This window comes from Actinomadura sp. NPDC048955, assembly GCF_040649435.1.
Lineage (GTDB): Bacteria > Actinomycetota > Actinomycetes > Streptosporangiales > Streptosporangiaceae > Spirillospora > Spirillospora luteofluorescens.
Genome location: NZ_JBEZJI010000065.1, coordinates 32,916 through 48,127, shown reverse-complemented (window position 1 = coordinate 48,127; position 15,212 = coordinate 32,916). Strand labels below are relative to the sequence as shown.

Annotated in this window: 16 protein-coding genes and 1 pseudogene; 9 read left to right on the top strand and 8 right to left on the bottom strand. The window is 73.8% G+C overall.

Annotated elements, in window-relative coordinates:
- Together AB0C84_RS38385 and AB0C84_RS38380 are read right to left on the bottom strand one after the other, a co-directional pair.
- Positions 1 to 284, bottom strand: a pseudogene (locus AB0C84_RS38385) (NADP-dependent oxidoreductase); the annotation flags it as partial.
- An 81-nt stretch (positions 285 to 365) separates the two neighbouring features.
- Positions 366 to 1,775, bottom strand: a complete 1,410-nt coding sequence (locus AB0C84_RS38380) for an MFS transporter (protein WP_361075807.1) — start codon at positions 1,773 to 1,775, stop codon at positions 366 to 368.
- A 79-nt stretch (positions 1,776 to 1,854) separates the two neighbouring features.
- Between AB0C84_RS38380 and AB0C84_RS38375 the strand changes: the two genes are divergently transcribed.
- Entirely contained in the window at positions 1,855 to 2,451 is a 597-nt protein-coding gene (locus tag AB0C84_RS38375; protein ID WP_361075804.1) for a TetR/AcrR family transcriptional regulator, read from the top strand.
- A gap of 63 nt (positions 2,452 to 2,514) precedes the next feature.
- Positions 2,515 to 2,886 (top strand): hypothetical protein, encoded by a 372-nt coding sequence (locus tag AB0C84_RS38370; protein ID WP_258940221.1) that lies wholly within the window; start codon positions 2,515 to 2,517, stop codon positions 2,884 to 2,886.
- Positions 2,887 to 2,905: 19 nt separating this feature from the next.
- Here AB0C84_RS38370 and AB0C84_RS38365 read toward each other — a convergent pair whose 3' ends face one another.
- Complete coding sequence (locus AB0C84_RS38365; RefSeq protein WP_361075801.1) at positions 2,906 to 3,328, bottom strand: hypothetical protein; 423 nt, start codon at positions 3,326 to 3,328, stop codon at positions 2,906 to 2,908.
- 87 nt (positions 3,329 to 3,415) lie between these two features.
- On the opposite strand from AB0C84_RS38365, the gene AB0C84_RS38360 reads away from it, so the two are divergent.
- Positions 3,416 to 4,198 carry a helix-turn-helix transcriptional regulator gene (locus AB0C84_RS38360; RefSeq protein ID WP_361075798.1) on the top strand — a complete coding sequence of 261 codons (783 nt, stop codon included), beginning with the start codon at positions 3,416 to 3,418 and terminating at the stop codon, positions 4,196 to 4,198.
- Positions 4,199 to 4,243: 45 nt separating this feature from the next.
- A complete protein-coding gene (locus tag AB0C84_RS38355) occupies positions 4,244 to 4,654 on the top strand; it encodes a phosphoribosyl-AMP cyclohydrolase (RefSeq protein WP_179845123.1) in 411 nt (136 codons plus the stop codon).
- Positions 4,655 to 4,717: 63 nt separating this feature from the next.
- On the opposite strand, the gene AB0C84_RS38350 is transcribed toward AB0C84_RS38355, so the two are convergent.
- Entirely contained in the window at positions 4,718 to 5,278 is a 561-nt protein-coding gene (locus AB0C84_RS38350; protein WP_339155985.1) for a dihydrofolate reductase family protein, read from the bottom strand.
- 223 nt (positions 5,279 to 5,501) lie between these two features.
- Between AB0C84_RS38350 and AB0C84_RS38345 the strand changes: the two genes are divergently transcribed.
- A complete protein-coding gene (locus tag AB0C84_RS38345) occupies positions 5,502 to 6,305 on the top strand; it encodes a transporter substrate-binding domain-containing protein (RefSeq protein WP_361075794.1) in 804 nt (267 codons plus the stop codon).
- A 6-nt stretch (positions 6,306 to 6,311) separates the two neighbouring features.
- Here the strand turns inward: AB0C84_RS38345 and AB0C84_RS38340 are convergent, their stop codons facing one another.
- The gene (locus tag AB0C84_RS38340; protein ID WP_361075791.1) at positions 6,312 to 7,013 is read right to left on the bottom strand and encodes a hypothetical protein; all 702 of its coding nucleotides are present in this window, start codon (positions 7,011 to 7,013) and stop codon (positions 6,312 to 6,314) included.
- Entirely contained in the window at positions 7,010 to 7,639 is a 630-nt protein-coding gene (locus AB0C84_RS38335) for an RNA polymerase sigma factor (RefSeq protein ID WP_312879328.1), read from the bottom strand. Before AB0C84_RS38335 ends, AB0C84_RS38340 begins: the two co-directional genes overlap by 4 nt.
- 112 nt (positions 7,640 to 7,751) lie before the next feature.
- On the opposite strand from AB0C84_RS38335, the gene AB0C84_RS38330 reads away from it, so the two are divergent.
- The 3 genes from AB0C84_RS38330 (at position 7,752) to AB0C84_RS38320 (ending at position 11,258) form a co-directional block, all read left to right on the top strand.
- Positions 7,752 to 8,294: a hypothetical protein gene (locus tag AB0C84_RS38330; protein ID WP_361075787.1), complete on the top strand. Its 543-nt coding sequence runs from the start codon at positions 7,752 to 7,754 to the stop codon at positions 8,292 to 8,294.
- A gap of 2 nt (positions 8,295 to 8,296) precedes the next feature.
- Positions 8,297 to 10,468: a bifunctional polysaccharide deacetylase/glycosyltransferase family 2 protein gene (locus AB0C84_RS38325; RefSeq protein WP_361075784.1), complete on the top strand. Its 2,172-nt coding sequence runs from the start codon at positions 8,297 to 8,299 to the stop codon at positions 10,466 to 10,468.
- A gap of 181 nt (positions 10,469 to 10,649) precedes the next feature.
- Positions 10,650 to 11,258: a transcriptional regulator gene (locus AB0C84_RS38320; RefSeq protein ID WP_179845117.1), complete on the top strand. Its 609-nt coding sequence runs from the start codon at positions 10,650 to 10,652 to the stop codon at positions 11,256 to 11,258.
- A 4-nt stretch (positions 11,259 to 11,262) separates the two neighbouring features.
- Here the strand turns inward: AB0C84_RS38320 and AB0C84_RS38315 are convergent, their stop codons facing one another.
- Positions 11,263 to 12,342 (bottom strand): alkene reductase, encoded by a 1,080-nt coding sequence (locus tag AB0C84_RS38315; RefSeq protein ID WP_361075781.1) that lies wholly within the window; start codon positions 12,340 to 12,342, stop codon positions 11,263 to 11,265.
- 111 nt (positions 12,343 to 12,453) lie between these two features.
- Between AB0C84_RS38315 and AB0C84_RS38310 the strand changes: the two genes are divergently transcribed.
- Positions 12,454 to 12,885: a MarR family transcriptional regulator gene (locus AB0C84_RS38310; protein WP_361075779.1), complete on the top strand. Its 432-nt coding sequence runs from the start codon at positions 12,454 to 12,456 to the stop codon at positions 12,883 to 12,885.
- 87 nt (positions 12,886 to 12,972) lie between these two features.
- On the opposite strand, the gene AB0C84_RS38305 is transcribed toward AB0C84_RS38310, so the two are convergent.
- Positions 12,973 to 15,207, bottom strand: coding sequence for a heavy metal translocating P-type ATPase (locus AB0C84_RS38305; protein WP_361075776.1), 2,235 nt, complete (start codon positions 15,205 to 15,207; stop codon positions 12,973 to 12,975).
- Positions 15,208 to 15,212 lie beyond the last annotated feature (5 nt).

The following is a 15,212-nucleotide window of genomic DNA, read 5'->3' as shown; positions in this document are numbered from 1 at the left end:
GGACGGAGCCCGGCGACCCCGGGCGCCGCGACGACCTCGCCGACCGCCGCTCCGAACAGGGTGTCGCCCGGACGGAGCGGCGGGAAGGGCGTGCCTTTCACGCCACCGCCGATCAGGGTGCGCAGCGAGGGGAAGACCTGGAAGTAGCGGTTGCGGACCAGCACCTCCCCGTCCGCCGGCACCGGCACCGGCACGTCCACGATGCTGAAATGCTCCGGCCCGGGCAGCCCGTCGGGGAGGGCGGCGAGCTTGACCGCGCGCGAGGTTCGGGGCAGTGACGGCATCGGACGCTCCTCAGGGCAGGGACTCCGGGCGCGGGACCCGGACGCGGGCCACGAAGCTAACCGCTGACCCGCGCGTCAGGGTCAAGCGTCCACCGGCCCCGGCTCGGTGACGGCGCGCGGGCGGGGCGGCGTCAGGACGGCGGCGGCGAGCGTCGCGACGGCGGCGGTGACGGCGGCGAGGACGAAGCCGTGCGTGAAGCCGTCGAGCGTGCCGCCGGTGAGGCTGGCGGCCGCGACGCTGGAGATGACGGCGGCGCCGATCGAGGCGCCGAACTCGTGGAACGTGCTGACGATGCCGGACGCGATGCCCGATTCGTGCGGCGCCACCTGGCCGAGGGCAGTCGCGGAGGCGACGACGAACATCGCGCCGGTCCCGGCGCCCGCGACCGCCGCGCCGATCACGACGGTCACGGGGCCGAGGGAGACGGCGGGCAGGGTCAGGCCGGCCGCGGTGGTGACGAGCCCGGCCACGGCGAGCCTGCGCGGTCCCATCGCGGCGATCATCCGGCCGGTGAGGTTGGCGCCGGCCATCGTCGCGACCGCGATGGGGAGGAACAGCAGGCCGGTGCGCAGCGCGCCGTAGCCGCGGGCGTGCTGGAAGTAGAACGTGCCGAGGAAGAACATCGCGATCATCAGGGCCGTCGCGACCACGATCAGGAACGTGCCGGTGGCGACCGGGCGGCCGACCAGCAGCGAGACGTCCATCAGGGGCGAGGCGGCGGTCTTCTGCCGGGCGGTGAACGCCAGGTAGCCGAGCACGGCGAGCAGCACCGGCACGGCGGTGCGCAGGCTGATCCAGCCGTCGTCCCCGGCGCGGATGAACGCGTAGATCAGAGCGCCGGACGAGGCGGTGACCAGCAGCGCGCCGGGGACGTCGAGCCGGGGGCGCGGCGCGGTCGGCCGGTGGCGCGGCAGCATCCGGGCGAGCGCGGCGAAGATCACCAGTCCGATGGGGACGTTGACGAAGAACACCCACGGCCAGCCGGGCCCGGCGGTCAGCGCACCTCCGAGCAGGACGCCGAGGGCGGCGCCGCCCCCGCCCAGCGCGGACCAGACGCCGAGCGCCTTGTTGCGCTCGTCGTCCTGGAACAGGGTGACGACGAGGGACAGCGCCGACGGGGACAGCATCGCCGCTCCGGCCCCCTGGGCGACGCGCCCGGCGAGCAGCAGGGCGGCCGACCCGGCCAGGCCGGTCACCAGCGACGCGGCGGTGAAGACCAGCAGGCCGGCCAGGACGACGCGCCTGGCCCCGACGAGGTCGGCGATCCGCCCGCCGAGCAGCATGAGCCCGCCGAACGTGAGGGTGTAGGCGCTGACGGTCCAGGTCACGGCCTGGCGGCTCAGCTCCAGGTCGGCCTCCATGTGCGGCAGCGCGATCGCGACGACGGTGACGTCGAGGATCAGCATGAGCTGGGCCACGCCGAGGAACCCCAGGATGCGCCAGCGCAGCGGGTGGGCCCGCGCGGACGGGGCGTGCACGTCTTCTGCCATGACCACTCCTTAACTCGTACAGCAACATACGAGATATAGCAGATTAACCCGTACAGCGACATACGAGTTAAGATGCGGCATGCCCTCCGCCAGCACCGGGCGGCGCCGGCGCGCCGACGCCGAGCGCAACATCGCCCGCATCGTGTCCGCGGCACGCGAGTGCCTGGGCCGGGACCCGAGCGCGAGCACCGACGACATCGCCAAGGCGGCCGGCGTCGGGCGGATGACGGTCTACGGCCACTTCCGCAACCGGGCCGAACTGGTCGAGGCCGCGATGGCCGACGCGCTGCGCGCCGGGGACGCGGTGCTGTCAGGCGTCGACCTGTCGGGGGACCCCCGGGAGGCGCTCGCGAGGCTGGTGGAGTCCAGCTGGTCCCTCGTGGCCGAGTCGCGGGCGCTGCTGGCGGCGGCGCAGGAGGCCCTTCCGGCGGGACGCGTGCTGGAGCTGCACGCCGATCCGGCCGACCGTGTCGAAGCGATCATCCGCCGGGGCCAGGAGGAGGGCGCTTTCCGCACCGACCTGCCGATCGCCTGGCTGGTCAACGTCGTGCAGTACGTCCTGCACGGCGCCGCCGAGGAGACCCGGGCCGGGCGCCTGGACGCGGAGGAGACCGGCCGCGTCGTGAGCGCGACGGTGCGCTCGATCCTGGCCGGATGGCCGAGCGCGGCCGGATAGCCGAGCGCGGCTTTACCTCCGAGGTAATCGGTCCGTGGCGGGGCGTGATGGGAGGGTCGCGTCATGGAACGAGCACTGGAGATGCTGGCGGGCGGCCGCGTGGCGTGGGGCGCGCTGGCGCTGGCCGCGCCCGGCCTCAACGTGAGGCTGGCGGGCATCGGCGACCGCGACGGCCCCGAGCTCCGGTACATGGTCCGGATCTTCGGCAGCAGGGCGGTCGCCCTCGGCCTCGGCTACCTGCTGAGCGATCCGCGGGCGCGGCGGCGGTGGCGCAGGCTGTGCCTGATGGTGGACGCCTGCGACACCGCGGCCGGGATCGCCCACGTGGTCCGCGGCGACGTGCCGCGCCGCTCGGCGGCCGCCCTGGCGGCGATCACCGGCGGCTACGCGGCCGTCGGCGTCCTCGCCCTGCGCGCGGAAGGGCGGCCGTCCTGACGGCCGCCCTCGTGAAGCGTCATGGGGCGATGAACTGGCGGTCGGTCAGGACGCGGCCCGACGGGTCCAGGGAAACGACGTCCACGCCGCCGCCGACGGCCTCGCCGCCGCCGGTCGTCACCATCGACCAGGGGATGGCGATCACGTTGGGGAGCAGCACGGTCGGCTCCCCGGCCGTGAAGACGTGCTCGCCGGACGCGACGAACATCTCGTAGGCGCGGCCCACCCGGGCTTCCAGCGCGGCGTGGCCGTGGACCTCCAGCGGCGGCGCGGGGACGGCGAGCGCCGCGGCGGCGTCCCTGATCTCCTGCGGCGGGTCCACCAGCACGTGGACCGCGTCGGGCGCCCACACTTCGCGGATCAGCGCGCTCCGCGCCGCGGGGTCGGGCTCGTTCCACTGCGCGAGGTAACGGTCGGCCAACTGCTTCACATCGATGCTCATGCTCGGCAGTCTGGGATCGGCGAGGGTCCTTCCGCGATTCCCTCCAGGGAATGGAGACGGTGCGGGCGTCCGGTGTGGAATGGGGGCATGGCATTGGTGGCGGAACCCGGGCAGTTCGCCCGCGACCTGCGGAACTGGCGGACGCGCCGCCGCGTCAGCCAGCTCGAACTGGCCATCAGGGCCGACACGACCCAGCGCCATCTGAGCTTTCTCGAACAGGGACGTTCCCGGCCGGGCCGCGCCATGGTGGTGCGGCTCGCCGAGTCCCTGGAGCTGCCGCTGCGGGAGCGCAACGGGCTCCTGCTCGCCGCCGGGTACGCCCCGGTCTACGCCGAGTCGGGGCTGGACGCACCCGAACTCGGCCCGGTGCGCGAGGCCCTCGACCGCATTCTCGACGGGCACATGCCGTACCCGGCGGTCGTCGTCCGGCCGTACGGCGAACTCGTCGCCGCCAACTCGGCGCTCGGCGTCCTCACCGAGGGCGCCGCGCCCGCCCTGCTGGAACCGCCGGTCAACGTGCTCCGCCTCGCCCTGCACCCGGACGGGATGGCCCGCCGCGTGGAGAACCTCGCCGAGTGGGGGCGGCACATCACCGGCCGCCTCCGCGACGAGGCGCGAAGGGTTCCCGACCCGGCCCTGACCGAGTTCGTCGAGGAGCTGGACGGCTACCTGCCCCCGGTGGAGTCGCCCGGTGAGCACCTCGGCTTCGCCGTCCCGCTCCGGCTGCGGGCCCCGGAGGGCGAGCTGCGGCTGATCACCACGCTGACCTCGTTCGCGACCGCCGTGGACGTCACGCTCTCCGAGCTGCGTCTCGAAGCGTTCCTGCCGGCCGACGCGACCACGGCGGACCTCCTGCGGCGGCGGGGGTGACGTGTCAGGGGGACGGCCGGTGCCGCGGGCGGGCAGGATGGCGGGGTGAACGAACTCGAAGAAGGCACCCGGCTCACCCTGGACTTCGACAAGCTGGCGGGCGTCGCGGCGACCGGGGCGCGGGTCGTCCCGGTGGTCCTGCAGGACGCGGGCAGCGGGGAGGTCCTGTTCATCGGATACGCGAACGACCTGGCCCTCAAGGCCACGCTGGAGGAGCGGATCGCCGTCCTGTGGTCGACGTCCCGCAACGAGCTGTGGCGCAAGGGCGCGACCTCGGGGGACGTCCTCGAACTGGTCGACGTCCGCGTCAACTGCGAGCAGAACTCCCTGCTCTACCTCGTCAACCGCACCACGGGCGGCGCCTGCCACACGAACCTCCCGTCCGGGGAGCCCCGTCCCACCTGCTACTACCGTTCCGTCACCGACGGCGGAGCGTTGCGCCACCTCCTGCAGTGACCGGGCGGCGAGGCGACCGGCCCCGGGCGTGCCCGCCGGGGGCCGGACGGCCCGCGCCGCCGCTCAGGCGCGCTTCGGCGTGTAGTGCATGACGGCGATGCCGCAGTCGAACAGGCGCGTCTCCACGAGGTCGAGCCGCTGGTATTCGCCCTCCGGGAACACCGGCATGCCCGTGCCGATCGCGGTCGGGTTGACGAACAGGTAGAGGTCGTCGAGCAGGCCCCGGGCGATCAGGTCCCGGACGAGCGTTCCGCCCCCGTAGGCGATCAGGTCGCCGCCGGGGCGGGCCTTCAGCCCGTTCACGATCTCGGTGAGGTCGCCCCCCGCGACCTCGGCGTTCTTCCAGGGCGACTCGGTGAGGCCGTTCGAGACGACGACCTTGGGCGTGTCGTTCATCTGGTCGATGGCCTGCTGCGTCTCACCCTCCGGCCCCGACTCCCAGGCCGGGATGAACCCCTCGGCGAGCTTGCGGCCCAGCACGATGCAGTCGACCGGCCGCATCAGCGCGTCGATGTAGTGGCCGATGTCGTCGGTCCACGGGAACGTCATCCAGTCCATCTCGCCGTTCGGGCCGGCCATGAAGCCGTCCGCGCTGACCTGCACCTGAAGCTTGAACTTCCGCATGATCTCCCCCTCGGGCCCACGGTCCCTAGGTCGTTTCCTGTCCTCAGAGCTTCGCGGACACCGCTTACGGAATGTTTACGGTGGTTCGGAAGGGCCCGCGGCCGCGGGCGAAGGCCGGAGGGCCGGATGCGGTCAGCGGGTGGAGGGACGTCCCGGCCGCCTGCCACCTTGATCTTGAGCGTGCCCTGAACGACGGACCCGGGCCGCGGGCGGGGGGCGAAGGATGCGGCGACCGATCGCGGCGGCACTGGCGGGCTCCCTCCTGCTCGGCGGCTGCACCGGCCGCGACACGGCGTCCATCCTCGGCGAGGAGACGCTGACGGCGGGCGTGCGGCCGGACCTTCCGGGCATCGGGTTCCGGCGCCCGGACGGCACCTTCGAGGGCCTGGACGCGGACGTGTCCCGCTCTCTCGCCCGGCGGATGGGAAAGAAGATCCGCTTCGTCCCGGCGCTCGCGCGCGACCGGGAACGCCTGCTCCACGACGGGGACGTCGACATGGTCCTGACGTTCTGGCTGGAACCCAAGTGGAAGGAGCGGTTCGCCTTCGCGGGCCCGTACCTCACGTCGTACCAGGACATCCTCGTCCGGGACGACGAGCGCGGCGTGCGCGGCGTCCGCGACCTGAAGGGGCGCAGGATCTGCGCCGTCACGGGGGCGGGCGCGGCCGAGGCGGTGACGGTCGAGCGGCAGGTGCCGGCGGTGCCGGTGACGGCGCGGTCCTACGACGAGTGCATGGACATGCTGGCGGACGGCCGGATAGACGCGATCACCACGAACGACACCATCCTGGCCGGGCTGAAGACGCGGCGGGGCGCCGGCTTCCGGCTCCTGAACGCCCGGTTCGGCGAGCGGCGGACGGCGATCGCGATCCGGCCGGGCGATCCGGACGGCTGCGAGGCGCTCAACACGGCGATCACCCAGATGTACCAGGACGGGACGATGGCGGCGTTCATGAGGAAGTGGTTCGGCTCATCCGGCCTGGACCTGTCGGACGTGGAGGTGCCGCAGTTCGAGGGCTGTCTCTGACCGCCGTCAGCGTCCGCTCTTGGCGCCGCTCGGGAGGGGGACGCCGGCCCGGGAGTCGCCGTTCTCGGTCCCGCTCTGCGGGGTGCCGCCGGTGGTCCCGTTGCCTTGGGAGCCGTTCTTCTTGTTCGGGTTGCCCGAGTTGCTCGGCGTGGTCGGCCGGGTCGTGCCGTTGTTGTTCCCGGGGCCGCGCGGCGGCGTCGCCTTCGCCTTCGGACTCGCGGTCTTCTTCTGCCGGCCCGGCGCGGACGTCTTGCCGTGCTCACCGGCCGGGCCGCCCGGCTCGGAGGACGACGGCTCGGGCGAGGGCCCGGTGCTGGGCCCGTGCAAGGGATGGGACCCGGAGCCGCCGCCCCGCTTGGAGGTCTTGCGGTCGTGGGGCGTCGACGAGGGAGCGGGCGCCGGGTCCTGGCCGGGGAAGTTCCCGGTCGCGAAGGCCACGCCGCCGGACAGCAGGATCGAGCCGCCCACCACCGCGATGACCTTGGCGGTCAGGAACCGGCGCAGGACCGCGGCCCGGGAGGTGCGGGCCGGCCGGGGCGCGGCCAGGAAGGCGGCGACGGCGGCGTCCTCCCCCGCGAGCTCGCGGGGGCGGCCCGGCGCGGAGGCCGCGGCGAGCAGCGCCCGCAGCTCGGCGTCGCCGCCGCCGCCGTCGAGCAGCCGCTCGGCGGCGCGCGGGTCCAGCCTTCCGGGCTCGGTGTCGTCGCTCATATCACCCCTTCAGCGCCGCTGCCGCCGCTTCTGTCACCCTGCACGAGGGGCCGGGTCTCCGCCGCGCCGTCGGCGGCGTCCGCGCGGGACGCCGCCAGCCGCTCGGAGAGCCGCCGCAGGCCCCGGTAGGCCGCGGTCCTCACGGCGCCCGCGCGCTTGCCGAGCACCGTGCCCGCCGTCTTGGCGTCCAGGCCCACGACGACGCGCAGCAGCACCGCCTCGGCCTGGTCCCGGGGCAGGTCGGCGATCAGCCGGAGCGCCCGCTCGGTGGCGATGCCGTCGATGGCGTCCAGCTCGGTGTCGGCGTCGGCGGCCATCGCGACCAGCTCCTCGACCGGCAGGTCGGAGCCGGGGCGGCGGGACTTGCGGCGCAGGTGGTCCAGCGCCCGGTGCCGGGTGATCGTCGCGGTCCAGCCGCGGAAGCCGTCGAGGTCGCCGCGGAACGTCGGAAGGTCCCGGGCGATCTGCAGCCAGGCCTCCGACGTCACGTCCTCCGCGTCCGCGCCGACGATGGCCCCGGCGAAACGGATCAGGCGGGGCTGCACATCGCGGTAGAGCATGCGGAAGGACTCCTCGTCGCCGTCCTGCGCCGCCCGCAGCGCCCGGCCGAGCTCGTCCTCGTCCACCGCGCCATTGTGCAGGCATTCCCGTTGTGGTGTGACACGTACGCGCGGGTTCGCGCTGACGGAGTGAACCCCCCCGGCCGCCCGGCCGCCTCGCATGAGATGACGGACCTAGATGATCGGCAACACCTCGCACGACCGGGACAAGCTCCTTGTCACCGGCATCGCGCCGGTCGCCCCTCCCCTGACCCGGCCTTCGGCGCGGCCCGTTCCGCAGGAGGAGACGGAGGCGGCGCCCGTCTTCGTCGACGCGTCCGGGTGGCGCGCCCGGATCGGACGGCGGCTGGGCCTGCTCGTGGGCGCGGTGCTCCTGGTGTTCCTCGGCGCGCTCGCCCTCGGCATCACCACGGGCGCCGACGTCCCGCTGACACCGTGGAGCGAGCCGCCCGTCAAGCCGCGCGCGAAGGTGAGCCGTCCGAGCGTCCCGGCGGAGAAGGCGGGTGAGCGGGCCCCGTCCGCGCGTCCCCAGCCGACCGGGCCGGGTGCCCGGTCACCGCGCACACCGGCGGCCCCCGGGGCGCCGGCCGCACCCGCGGCGCCCGCGCCGGCGGCGCCCGCCGTGTCGGCGGCCCCGGCGGCGACGAGCACCGCCACGAGCGCCCCGGGCAAGTCGCAGGCGACACCCCCCGCATGGGGACGCAAGAAGAAGAGCGGCTGAGCATGCGGCGAGGTGAGCCGCGGGGCCACTGGATCCTGCTGTCGCTCGGCGGCCTCGTGGTGGCCGTGCTCCTGCTCATGGACGGCTTCGCGGGCGGCAGCCTCGGCGAGGCCCCGCGGGCCGATCCGGGCCATTCCGGGCCGGCGCCGACCCGGGTGACCGCGGGCGGTCCCGTCCTCAACCTCTCGGGCGGCGCCCCGGAGAGCCGCCGCATGCCCGCGAAGACCATCGCGCTGACGTTCGACGACGGGCCCGACCCCGAGTGGACGCCGCGGATCCTGGACGTCCTGCGCCGCCACGACGCGCGCGCCACGTTCTTCACCGTCGGCTCGCACGTGGCCCGCGAGCCGGCGCTGACCCGCCGCATCCTCCGCGAGGGCCACGAGATCGGCTCGCACACCTACACGCACGCCGACCTCGCCGCGGCGCCGCGCTGGCGGGCGCGCCTGGAGATGGACCTCACCCAACGCGCGCTGGCGGGCGCGGCGGGCGTCCACACCAGGCTGATGCGGATGCCGTACTCCTCCCGCCCGGACGGCCTGACCGCGCCGGAGTGGCGCGCGGCCGAAAGGGCGGGAGGGGACGGCTACATCGTCGTCCTCACCGACCGCGACACCGAGGACTGGACGCGTCCAGGCACGGAGACGATCGTCCAGCGGGCGCTGGAGGCGGGAAGGCGCGGCGAGGGCGCCGTCGTGATGCTGCACGACTCGGGCGGCGACCGGTCCGAGACGGTCGCGGCGGTCGGGCGGATCCTCGACCGGCTCCAGCCGCAGGGCTACCGCTTCACCACGCTCGCGCAGGCCCTGGGCATGCCGCGCGCCGAGGTCGCGGTGCCCGCCCGCGAGCGGGCCGTCGGCTGGACGCTGGTGACCGCCCAGCGCGCCGCGTCCGGGCTCACCGGCACCATGAGCGCCGTGTTCGGGGTGGCGGGCCTGCTCTGCGTGCTCCGCCTCGTGGCGCTGCTGGCGTTCGCGCACGTCCACGTGCGCCGGGTGCGAAGGCCCGCGGGCCGCGGGCACCGCACGGGCGGCCCCCCGCCGCCCCCCGGCGGGCTGCCGCCGGACCCGTTCCCGCCCGTCTCCGTGATCGTCCCCGCCTACAACGAGGAGGCCGGGATCGCGGCGACGGTCACCACGCTGCTGGACACCGACTACCCGGGCACCGTCGAGGTGATCGTGGTGGACGACGGGTCCGGCGACGGCACGGCCGCGATCGTCGAGTCCATGGCCCTGCCCGGGCTCCAGCTCCTCCGCAAGCCGAACGGCGGGAAGCCGAGCGCGCTCAACGCGGGCATGGCCGTGGCGCGGTCGGAGATCCTCGTGCTCGTGGACGGCGACACCGTCTTCCAGCGCGACACCCTCCGGCACCTGGTCGCCCCCTTCGCCGACCCGGAGGTGGGCGCGGTCAGCGGCAACACCAAGGTCGCCAACCGGGGCGGCCTCCTCGGCCGCTGGCAGCACATCGAGTACGTCATCGGCTTCAACCTCGACCGGCGGATGTTCGACCTCCTGCGATGCATGCCGACCGTGCCGGGCGCGATCGGGGCGTTCAGGCGGTCCGTCCTCGCCGAGGTGGGCGGCGTGCCGGGCGACACCCTCGCCGAGGACACCGACCTCACCATGGCGATCTGCCGCACGGGGCGGCGCGTCGTCTACGAGGAGAAGGCCCTGGCCTGGACGGAGGCGCCGGCGTCGCTGCGGCAGCTGTGGCGGCAGCGGTACCGCTGGTGCTACGGGACGATGCAGGCGATGTGGAAGCACCGGAGGTCCGTCGTGGAGCGCGGCGGGTCGGGGCGGTTCGGCCGCCGCTGCCTGCCCTACCTGACCGTGTTCCAGGTGCTGCTCCCCCTGTTCGCCCCGGCCATCGACCTGTTCGCGGTGTTCGGGCTGATCTTCCTGGATCCGCTGGTGCCCGTCGTCTCCTGGACGCTCTTCGTCGCCGCCCAGGCCGCCGCCGGCGCCTACGCCCTGTGGCTGGACGGCGAGTCCGTCCGCCCGCTGTGGGCCCTGCCGCTGCAGCAGTTCGTCTACCGGCAGCTCATGTACCTGGTCGTCGTGCAGTCCGTGGTGACCGCGCTGCTGGGGGCCCGCCTGGGCTGGCACACCATCCGGCGGACGGGGACCTTCGCGGATTTCGGGACCCGGGAACAATCACCGGGGCCCGTCGGTTAGAGATGACAGCCGGTGTGCCTGGTGTCCCCGGGCCTCACCTTTCGCCTTCACGGAATACCGTTCGGCTGGAGCCGTGTTGTGCCTTTCGCCGAGAGGCGACCCACACACCGGCGCTGGACGAGGGCCCCGCCGGGTCGACGACTCGGCGGGGCCCTCGTCGTCTCTACGGCAGACTGGCGCCATGAGTCTCGCCGCGCACCTGGAGGAACTCGGCCGCCCGCTGGTGGACGAACAACTCCAGCACCCCACCGTCAAGGGCATCGCCCAGGGCAACCTCGACGAGGCCGTGTTCCGCTCTTGGCTGGAACAGGACTACCTCTTCCTGCACGACTACGTGCGGGTCTTCTCCCGCCTCGCATGGCAGGCTCCCGACGCTCACCTGGGCGACCTGGTGGATCTGGCCCACGCCACCTTCCACGATGAGCTCGACCTGCACCGCTCCCTCTCCGCGAGCTTCTCCGCCGACCTCGACGGCGCCCGGAAGGGGCCCGCGTGCGCCGCCTACACGTCCTTCCTGCTGGACAGTGCCGCCAGCTACGGCGACGGCCTCGCGGCCCTGTACCCCTGCATGTGGGGCTATTCGACGCTCGGGCGGATCCTCGCAGAGAACCCGCCGTCCGAGCCCCGCTACCGCCGCTGGGTCGACACCTACGCCGACCCCGGCTTCGCTGACCTCGCCGCCCGCATCGCCCAGATGATCGACGAGGCGGACCCCGACCCCGCCACCGCGGAGCGCCTCTTCATGGAGGGCATGCGGCACGAGGTGGCCTTCTGGTCCGTGGAGTCCTGAGCGGTCACACGCGGGCGAGCGGGGGATAGTCGACGTAGCCCTCGGCGTGGCCGCCGTAGACGAGCTCCTCCACAGGCCTGGCCAGCGGCGCCGACTCGGCGAACCGCGCGGGAAGGTCGGGGTTGGAGATGAACAGGCGGCCGAAGGAGAAGACGTCGGCCAGGCCCGCCGCGACGACCTGTTCACCGGCGCGCTGCGACGTCGGCTCGGGGCCGTTGAAGTTCCCGATCAGCGTGCCCGACCAGCGGGGGCGCAGGTCGGCCAGCGCCCCGTACGCGCCGCGCTCGATGACGTGCAGGTAGGCCAGGCCCAGCGGGTCGAGGGCGTCCACGAGGGCCCGGTAGGTGCCCCGGGGGTCCTCCTCGGCGATCTCGTTCTCCGGATTGTCGGGGGAGACGCGCAGCCCGACGCGCTCCGGCCCGACCGCGTCCGCCACGGCCCGCACGACGTCGAGGGCGAAGCGCAGCCGGCCCTCCCGGGAGCCGCCGAACCGGTCGGTGCGCCGGTTGGTGTTCTCGGCCAGGAACTGCTGGACGAGGTAGCCGTTCGCGCCGTGCACCTCCACGCCGTCGAACCCGGCCCGGACGGCGTTGCGGGCTTCGGCCGCGAACGCGGCGATCGTCTCCTCGACCTCGGCGGTCGTCATGGCGCGCGGCGTGACGTGGGGGACGTTCCCCTCACGGGTGTGGATGCCCTCCGACCGGATGCGCACCGCCGACGGGGCGACGGGCGCGGCGCCGCCCGGCAGGGTGAGCGGGTGCGACATCCGGCCCACGTGCCAGAGCTGGGCGAAGATCGTCCCGCCCGCCTCGTGCACGGCGTCCGTCACCGCGCGCCACCCGGCGACCTGCTCCCGCGTCACCAGGCCGGGGATGCCGGGACCGCCCTTGCCGAGGGGGTGCGGCCAGATCCCCTCGGTGACGATGAGGCCCGCCGCGGCGCGCTGCGCGTAGTACTCCCCGGTCAGCGGGTGGGGGACGCCGGTCACGTCGTCGGCCCGGCCCCGCGTCATCGGGGCCATCGCGATCCGGTTGCGCAGCCGGAGGTGCGGGCCTTCGTACGGGGCGAGCAGGGGGCTGGTCATCGTCCTGTCCTCCGGTCGGCGCGGGCATTTGCATGCATGTACATGTGTTGTATGTACATGCAGATATTGGCATCGCATGTAAACTGGCGTCAAGAGGAAACGGGGTGCGCGATGGGCGTGGACACGAAGGCCGCGGCGGACGGGACGCTCTGGGACGGCATCGTCGTGCTGCACGGGCGGGTCGAGCACCGGCTCGCCAAGGCCCTGCAGCGCCGCCACGGGATCGGCCTGTCGGAGTACCGTGCGCTGTGCCACCTCGCCCGCGCCGGCGACGGGGAGCTGCGCATGCAGGAGCTCGCCGACCTGATCGGCCTGAACCAGAGCTCGGTCAGCCGCCTCGTCGCGCGCCTGGAGTCCGCCGGCCTCACCCGCCGCGACATGTGCCCCAAGGACCGCCGCGGCGTCTACACCGTCATCACCGACGAGGGCCGCGCCGTCCAGGACAAGGCCGCCCCCACCTACGCCGAGACCCTCACCCAGGCCCTGGACGAGGCCGCCACCGACCCGGCCCTGGCCCCGCTCCTCACTACTTTCCGCTCCTGACAAAGCGCGATGCCCCGGCGCCAGGCCCGAAGGCCCGGCGCCGGGGCACTAACGCCAGCCGGTGCACCAGCCACGCAGCGACCGCAATCAGGCGCTGAACCTCTTCAGGCGCAGGCTGTTGGTCACGACGAAGACCGAGGAGAAGGCCATGGCTCCTCCGGCGATCATCGGGGTGAGCAGGCCCGACGCCGCGAGCGGCAGGGCGGCCACGTTGTAGGCGAAGGCCCAGAACAGGTTGCCCTTGATCGTGCGGAGCGTGCGGCGCGACAGCCGGATGGCGTCGGCCGCGGCGCGCAGGTCGCCGCGCACCAGGGTCAGGTCGGACGCCTCGATCGCCACGTCCGTGCCGGTGCCCATCGCCAGGCCGAGGTCGGCCTGGGCCAGTGCGGCGGCGTCGTTGACGCCGTCGCCGACCATGGCGACCGTCCGCCCTTCCGACTGGAGGCGCTTGACGACGTCCACCTTGTCCTGCGGCAGGACGTCGGCGATGACCTCCTCGATCCCGACCTCGTCGGCGACCGTGCGGGCCACCGTCTCGTTGTCGCCGGTCAGCAGGACCGGGCGCAGGCCGAGCGCGCGCAGCCGTTCGATCGCCTCCCGCGAGGTGGGCTTGACCTGGTCCGCGACGGTGATCACCGCGCGGGCCTCGCCGTCCCAGCCGACCGCGACGGCGGTGTGGCCGAGCGCCTGCGCCTTCTCCATGGCGCGTTCGAGGTCGGGCGTGAGGTGCTGCGACCACTCGGCGAGCAGCCGCGGACGGCCCGCGAGGACGCCGTGGCCGTCCACCATGCCCTGGACGCCGAGGCCCTCGACGTTGGCGAAGTCCTCGACCGTGCCGAGGTCGCCGACCCGCTCGACGGCGCCCTTGGCGATGGCCTGGGCGATGGGGTGCTCGGACGCGTTCTCCAGCGCGCCCGCCAGCCGCAGCACGTCCTCCTCGGCGACGCCTTCGGCGGTGACGACGTCGACCAGGGCCATCTTGCCGGTGGTGACGGTGCCGGTCTTGTCGAGCACGACGGTGTCGATCGCGCGGGTGGACTCCAGCACCTCCGGGCCCTTGATCAGGATGCCGAGCTGCGCGCCGCGCCCCGTCCCGACCATCAGCGCGGTCGGGGTGGCGAGGCCGAGGGCGCACGGGCAGGCGATGATCAGCACGGCGACCGCGGCGGTGAAGGCGCCGGCGAGCGGCTCGCCGGTGCCGATCCAGAAGCCGAGCGTGCCGAGCGCCAGCGCGATCACGACCGGGACGAAGACGCCCGAGATCCGGTCGGCGAGCCGCTGCACCTGCGCCTTGCCGGTCTGCGCGTCCTCCACCAGCCGCGCCATCTGCGCGAGCTGGGTGTCGGAGCCGACCCGGGTGGCGCGCACCAGCAGCCGCCCGCCCGCGTTCACGGTCGCGCCGGTCACGGTGTCGCCGGGCCCGACCTCGACCGGGACCGACTCGCCGGTCAGCATGGACGCGTCCACGGCGGACGAGCCCTCCTCGACCGTCCCGTCCGTGGCGATCTTCTCGCCGGGGCGGACGACGAACAGGTCCCCCGCGGCGAGCCGGTCGACCGGGATGCGCTCCTCGCGCCCGTCCCGCACGACCGAGACCTCCTTGGCGCCGAGCTCCAGCAGGGCCCGCAGCGCGGCGCCGGCGCGGCGCTTGGACCGCGTCTCGAAGTACCGCCCGGCGAGGATGAACATGATCACACCGGAGGCGGCCTCCAGGTAGATGTTCATCGACCCGTCCGAGCGGGTCATGGAGAACTCGAACCCGTGCTTGATGCCCAGCTCGCCCGCGGTGCCGAAGAACAGCGCCCACAGCGACCACGCGAAGGCGGCCAGCGTGCCGAGCGAGATCAGCGTGTCCATGGTGGCCGTGCCGTGCCGCAGGTTGACCGCCGCGGCCCGGTGGAACGGCCAGCCCGCGTACACGACGACGGGTGCGGCGAGCGTCAGCGACAGCCACTGCCAGCCCTCGAACTGGAGCGCCGGGACCATCGCCATCGCGATCACCGGGATCGACAGCACCACCGCGGTGACCAGCCGCTGCCGCAGCGGGCGCAGCTCGTCGGCCGGCTCCGGGGCCGCCTCCTCGGCGGCCCGCGGCGGGGCGGGCAGGGCGGCGGAGTAGCCCGCCTTCTCGACCGTGGCGATCAGCTCGTCGGCCGACACGTCCGCCGCGAACTCGACCCTGGCCTTCTCGGTGGCGTAGTTGACCGTGGCGGTCACGCCGTCCATCTTGTTGAGCTTCCGCTCGATGCGGTTGGCGCACGAAGCGCACGTCATACCGCCGATCGCCAGCTCGATACGCCCGGACACAGCGTCCGTGCTCATCGCGT

What these genes read in the sequence shown, in the direction of transcription:
- AB0C84_RS38380 (WP_361075807.1), bottom strand. Translation starts at nt 1,775, where the DNA reads ATGGCAGAAGACGTGCACGCCCCGTCCGCGCGGGCCCACCCGCTGCGC.
- AB0C84_RS38375 (WP_361075804.1), top strand. Translation starts at nt 1,855, where the DNA reads ATGCCCTCCGCCAGCACCGGGCGGCGCCGGCGCGCCGACGCCGAGCGC.
- AB0C84_RS38370 (WP_258940221.1), top strand. Translation starts at nt 2,515, where the DNA reads ATGGAACGAGCACTGGAGATGCTGGCGGGCGGCCGCGTGGCGTGGGGC.
- AB0C84_RS38365 (WP_361075801.1), bottom strand. Translation starts at nt 3,328, where the DNA reads ATGAGCATCGATGTGAAGCAGTTGGCCGACCGTTACCTCGCGCAGTGG.
- AB0C84_RS38360 (WP_361075798.1), top strand. Translation starts at nt 3,416, where the DNA reads ATGGCATTGGTGGCGGAACCCGGGCAGTTCGCCCGCGACCTGCGGAAC.
- AB0C84_RS38350 (WP_339155985.1), bottom strand. Translation starts at nt 5,278, where the DNA reads ATGCGGAAGTTCAAGCTTCAGGTGCAGGTCAGCGCGGACGGCTTCATG.
- AB0C84_RS38345 (WP_361075794.1), top strand. Translation starts at nt 5,502, where the DNA reads ATGCGGCGACCGATCGCGGCGGCACTGGCGGGCTCCCTCCTGCTCGGC.
- AB0C84_RS38340 (WP_361075791.1), bottom strand. Translation starts at nt 7,013, where the DNA reads ATGAGCGACGACACCGAGCCCGGAAGGCTGGACCCGCGCGCCGCCGAG.
- AB0C84_RS38330 (WP_361075787.1), top strand. Translation starts at nt 7,752, where the DNA reads ATGATCGGCAACACCTCGCACGACCGGGACAAGCTCCTTGTCACCGGC.
- AB0C84_RS38325 (WP_361075784.1), top strand. Translation starts at nt 8,297, where the DNA reads ATGCGGCGAGGTGAGCCGCGGGGCCACTGGATCCTGCTGTCGCTCGGC.
- AB0C84_RS38320 (WP_179845117.1), top strand. Translation starts at nt 10,650, where the DNA reads ATGAGTCTCGCCGCGCACCTGGAGGAACTCGGCCGCCCGCTGGTGGAC.
- AB0C84_RS38315 (WP_361075781.1), bottom strand. Translation starts at nt 12,342, where the DNA reads ATGACCAGCCCCCTGCTCGCCCCGTACGAAGGCCCGCACCTCCGGCTG.
- AB0C84_RS38310 (WP_361075779.1), top strand. Translation starts at nt 12,454, where the DNA reads ATGGGCGTGGACACGAAGGCCGCGGCGGACGGGACGCTCTGGGACGGC.
- AB0C84_RS38305 (WP_361075776.1), bottom strand. Translation starts at nt 15,207, where the DNA reads ATGAGCACGGACGCTGTGTCCGGGCGTATCGAGCTGGCGATCGGCGGT.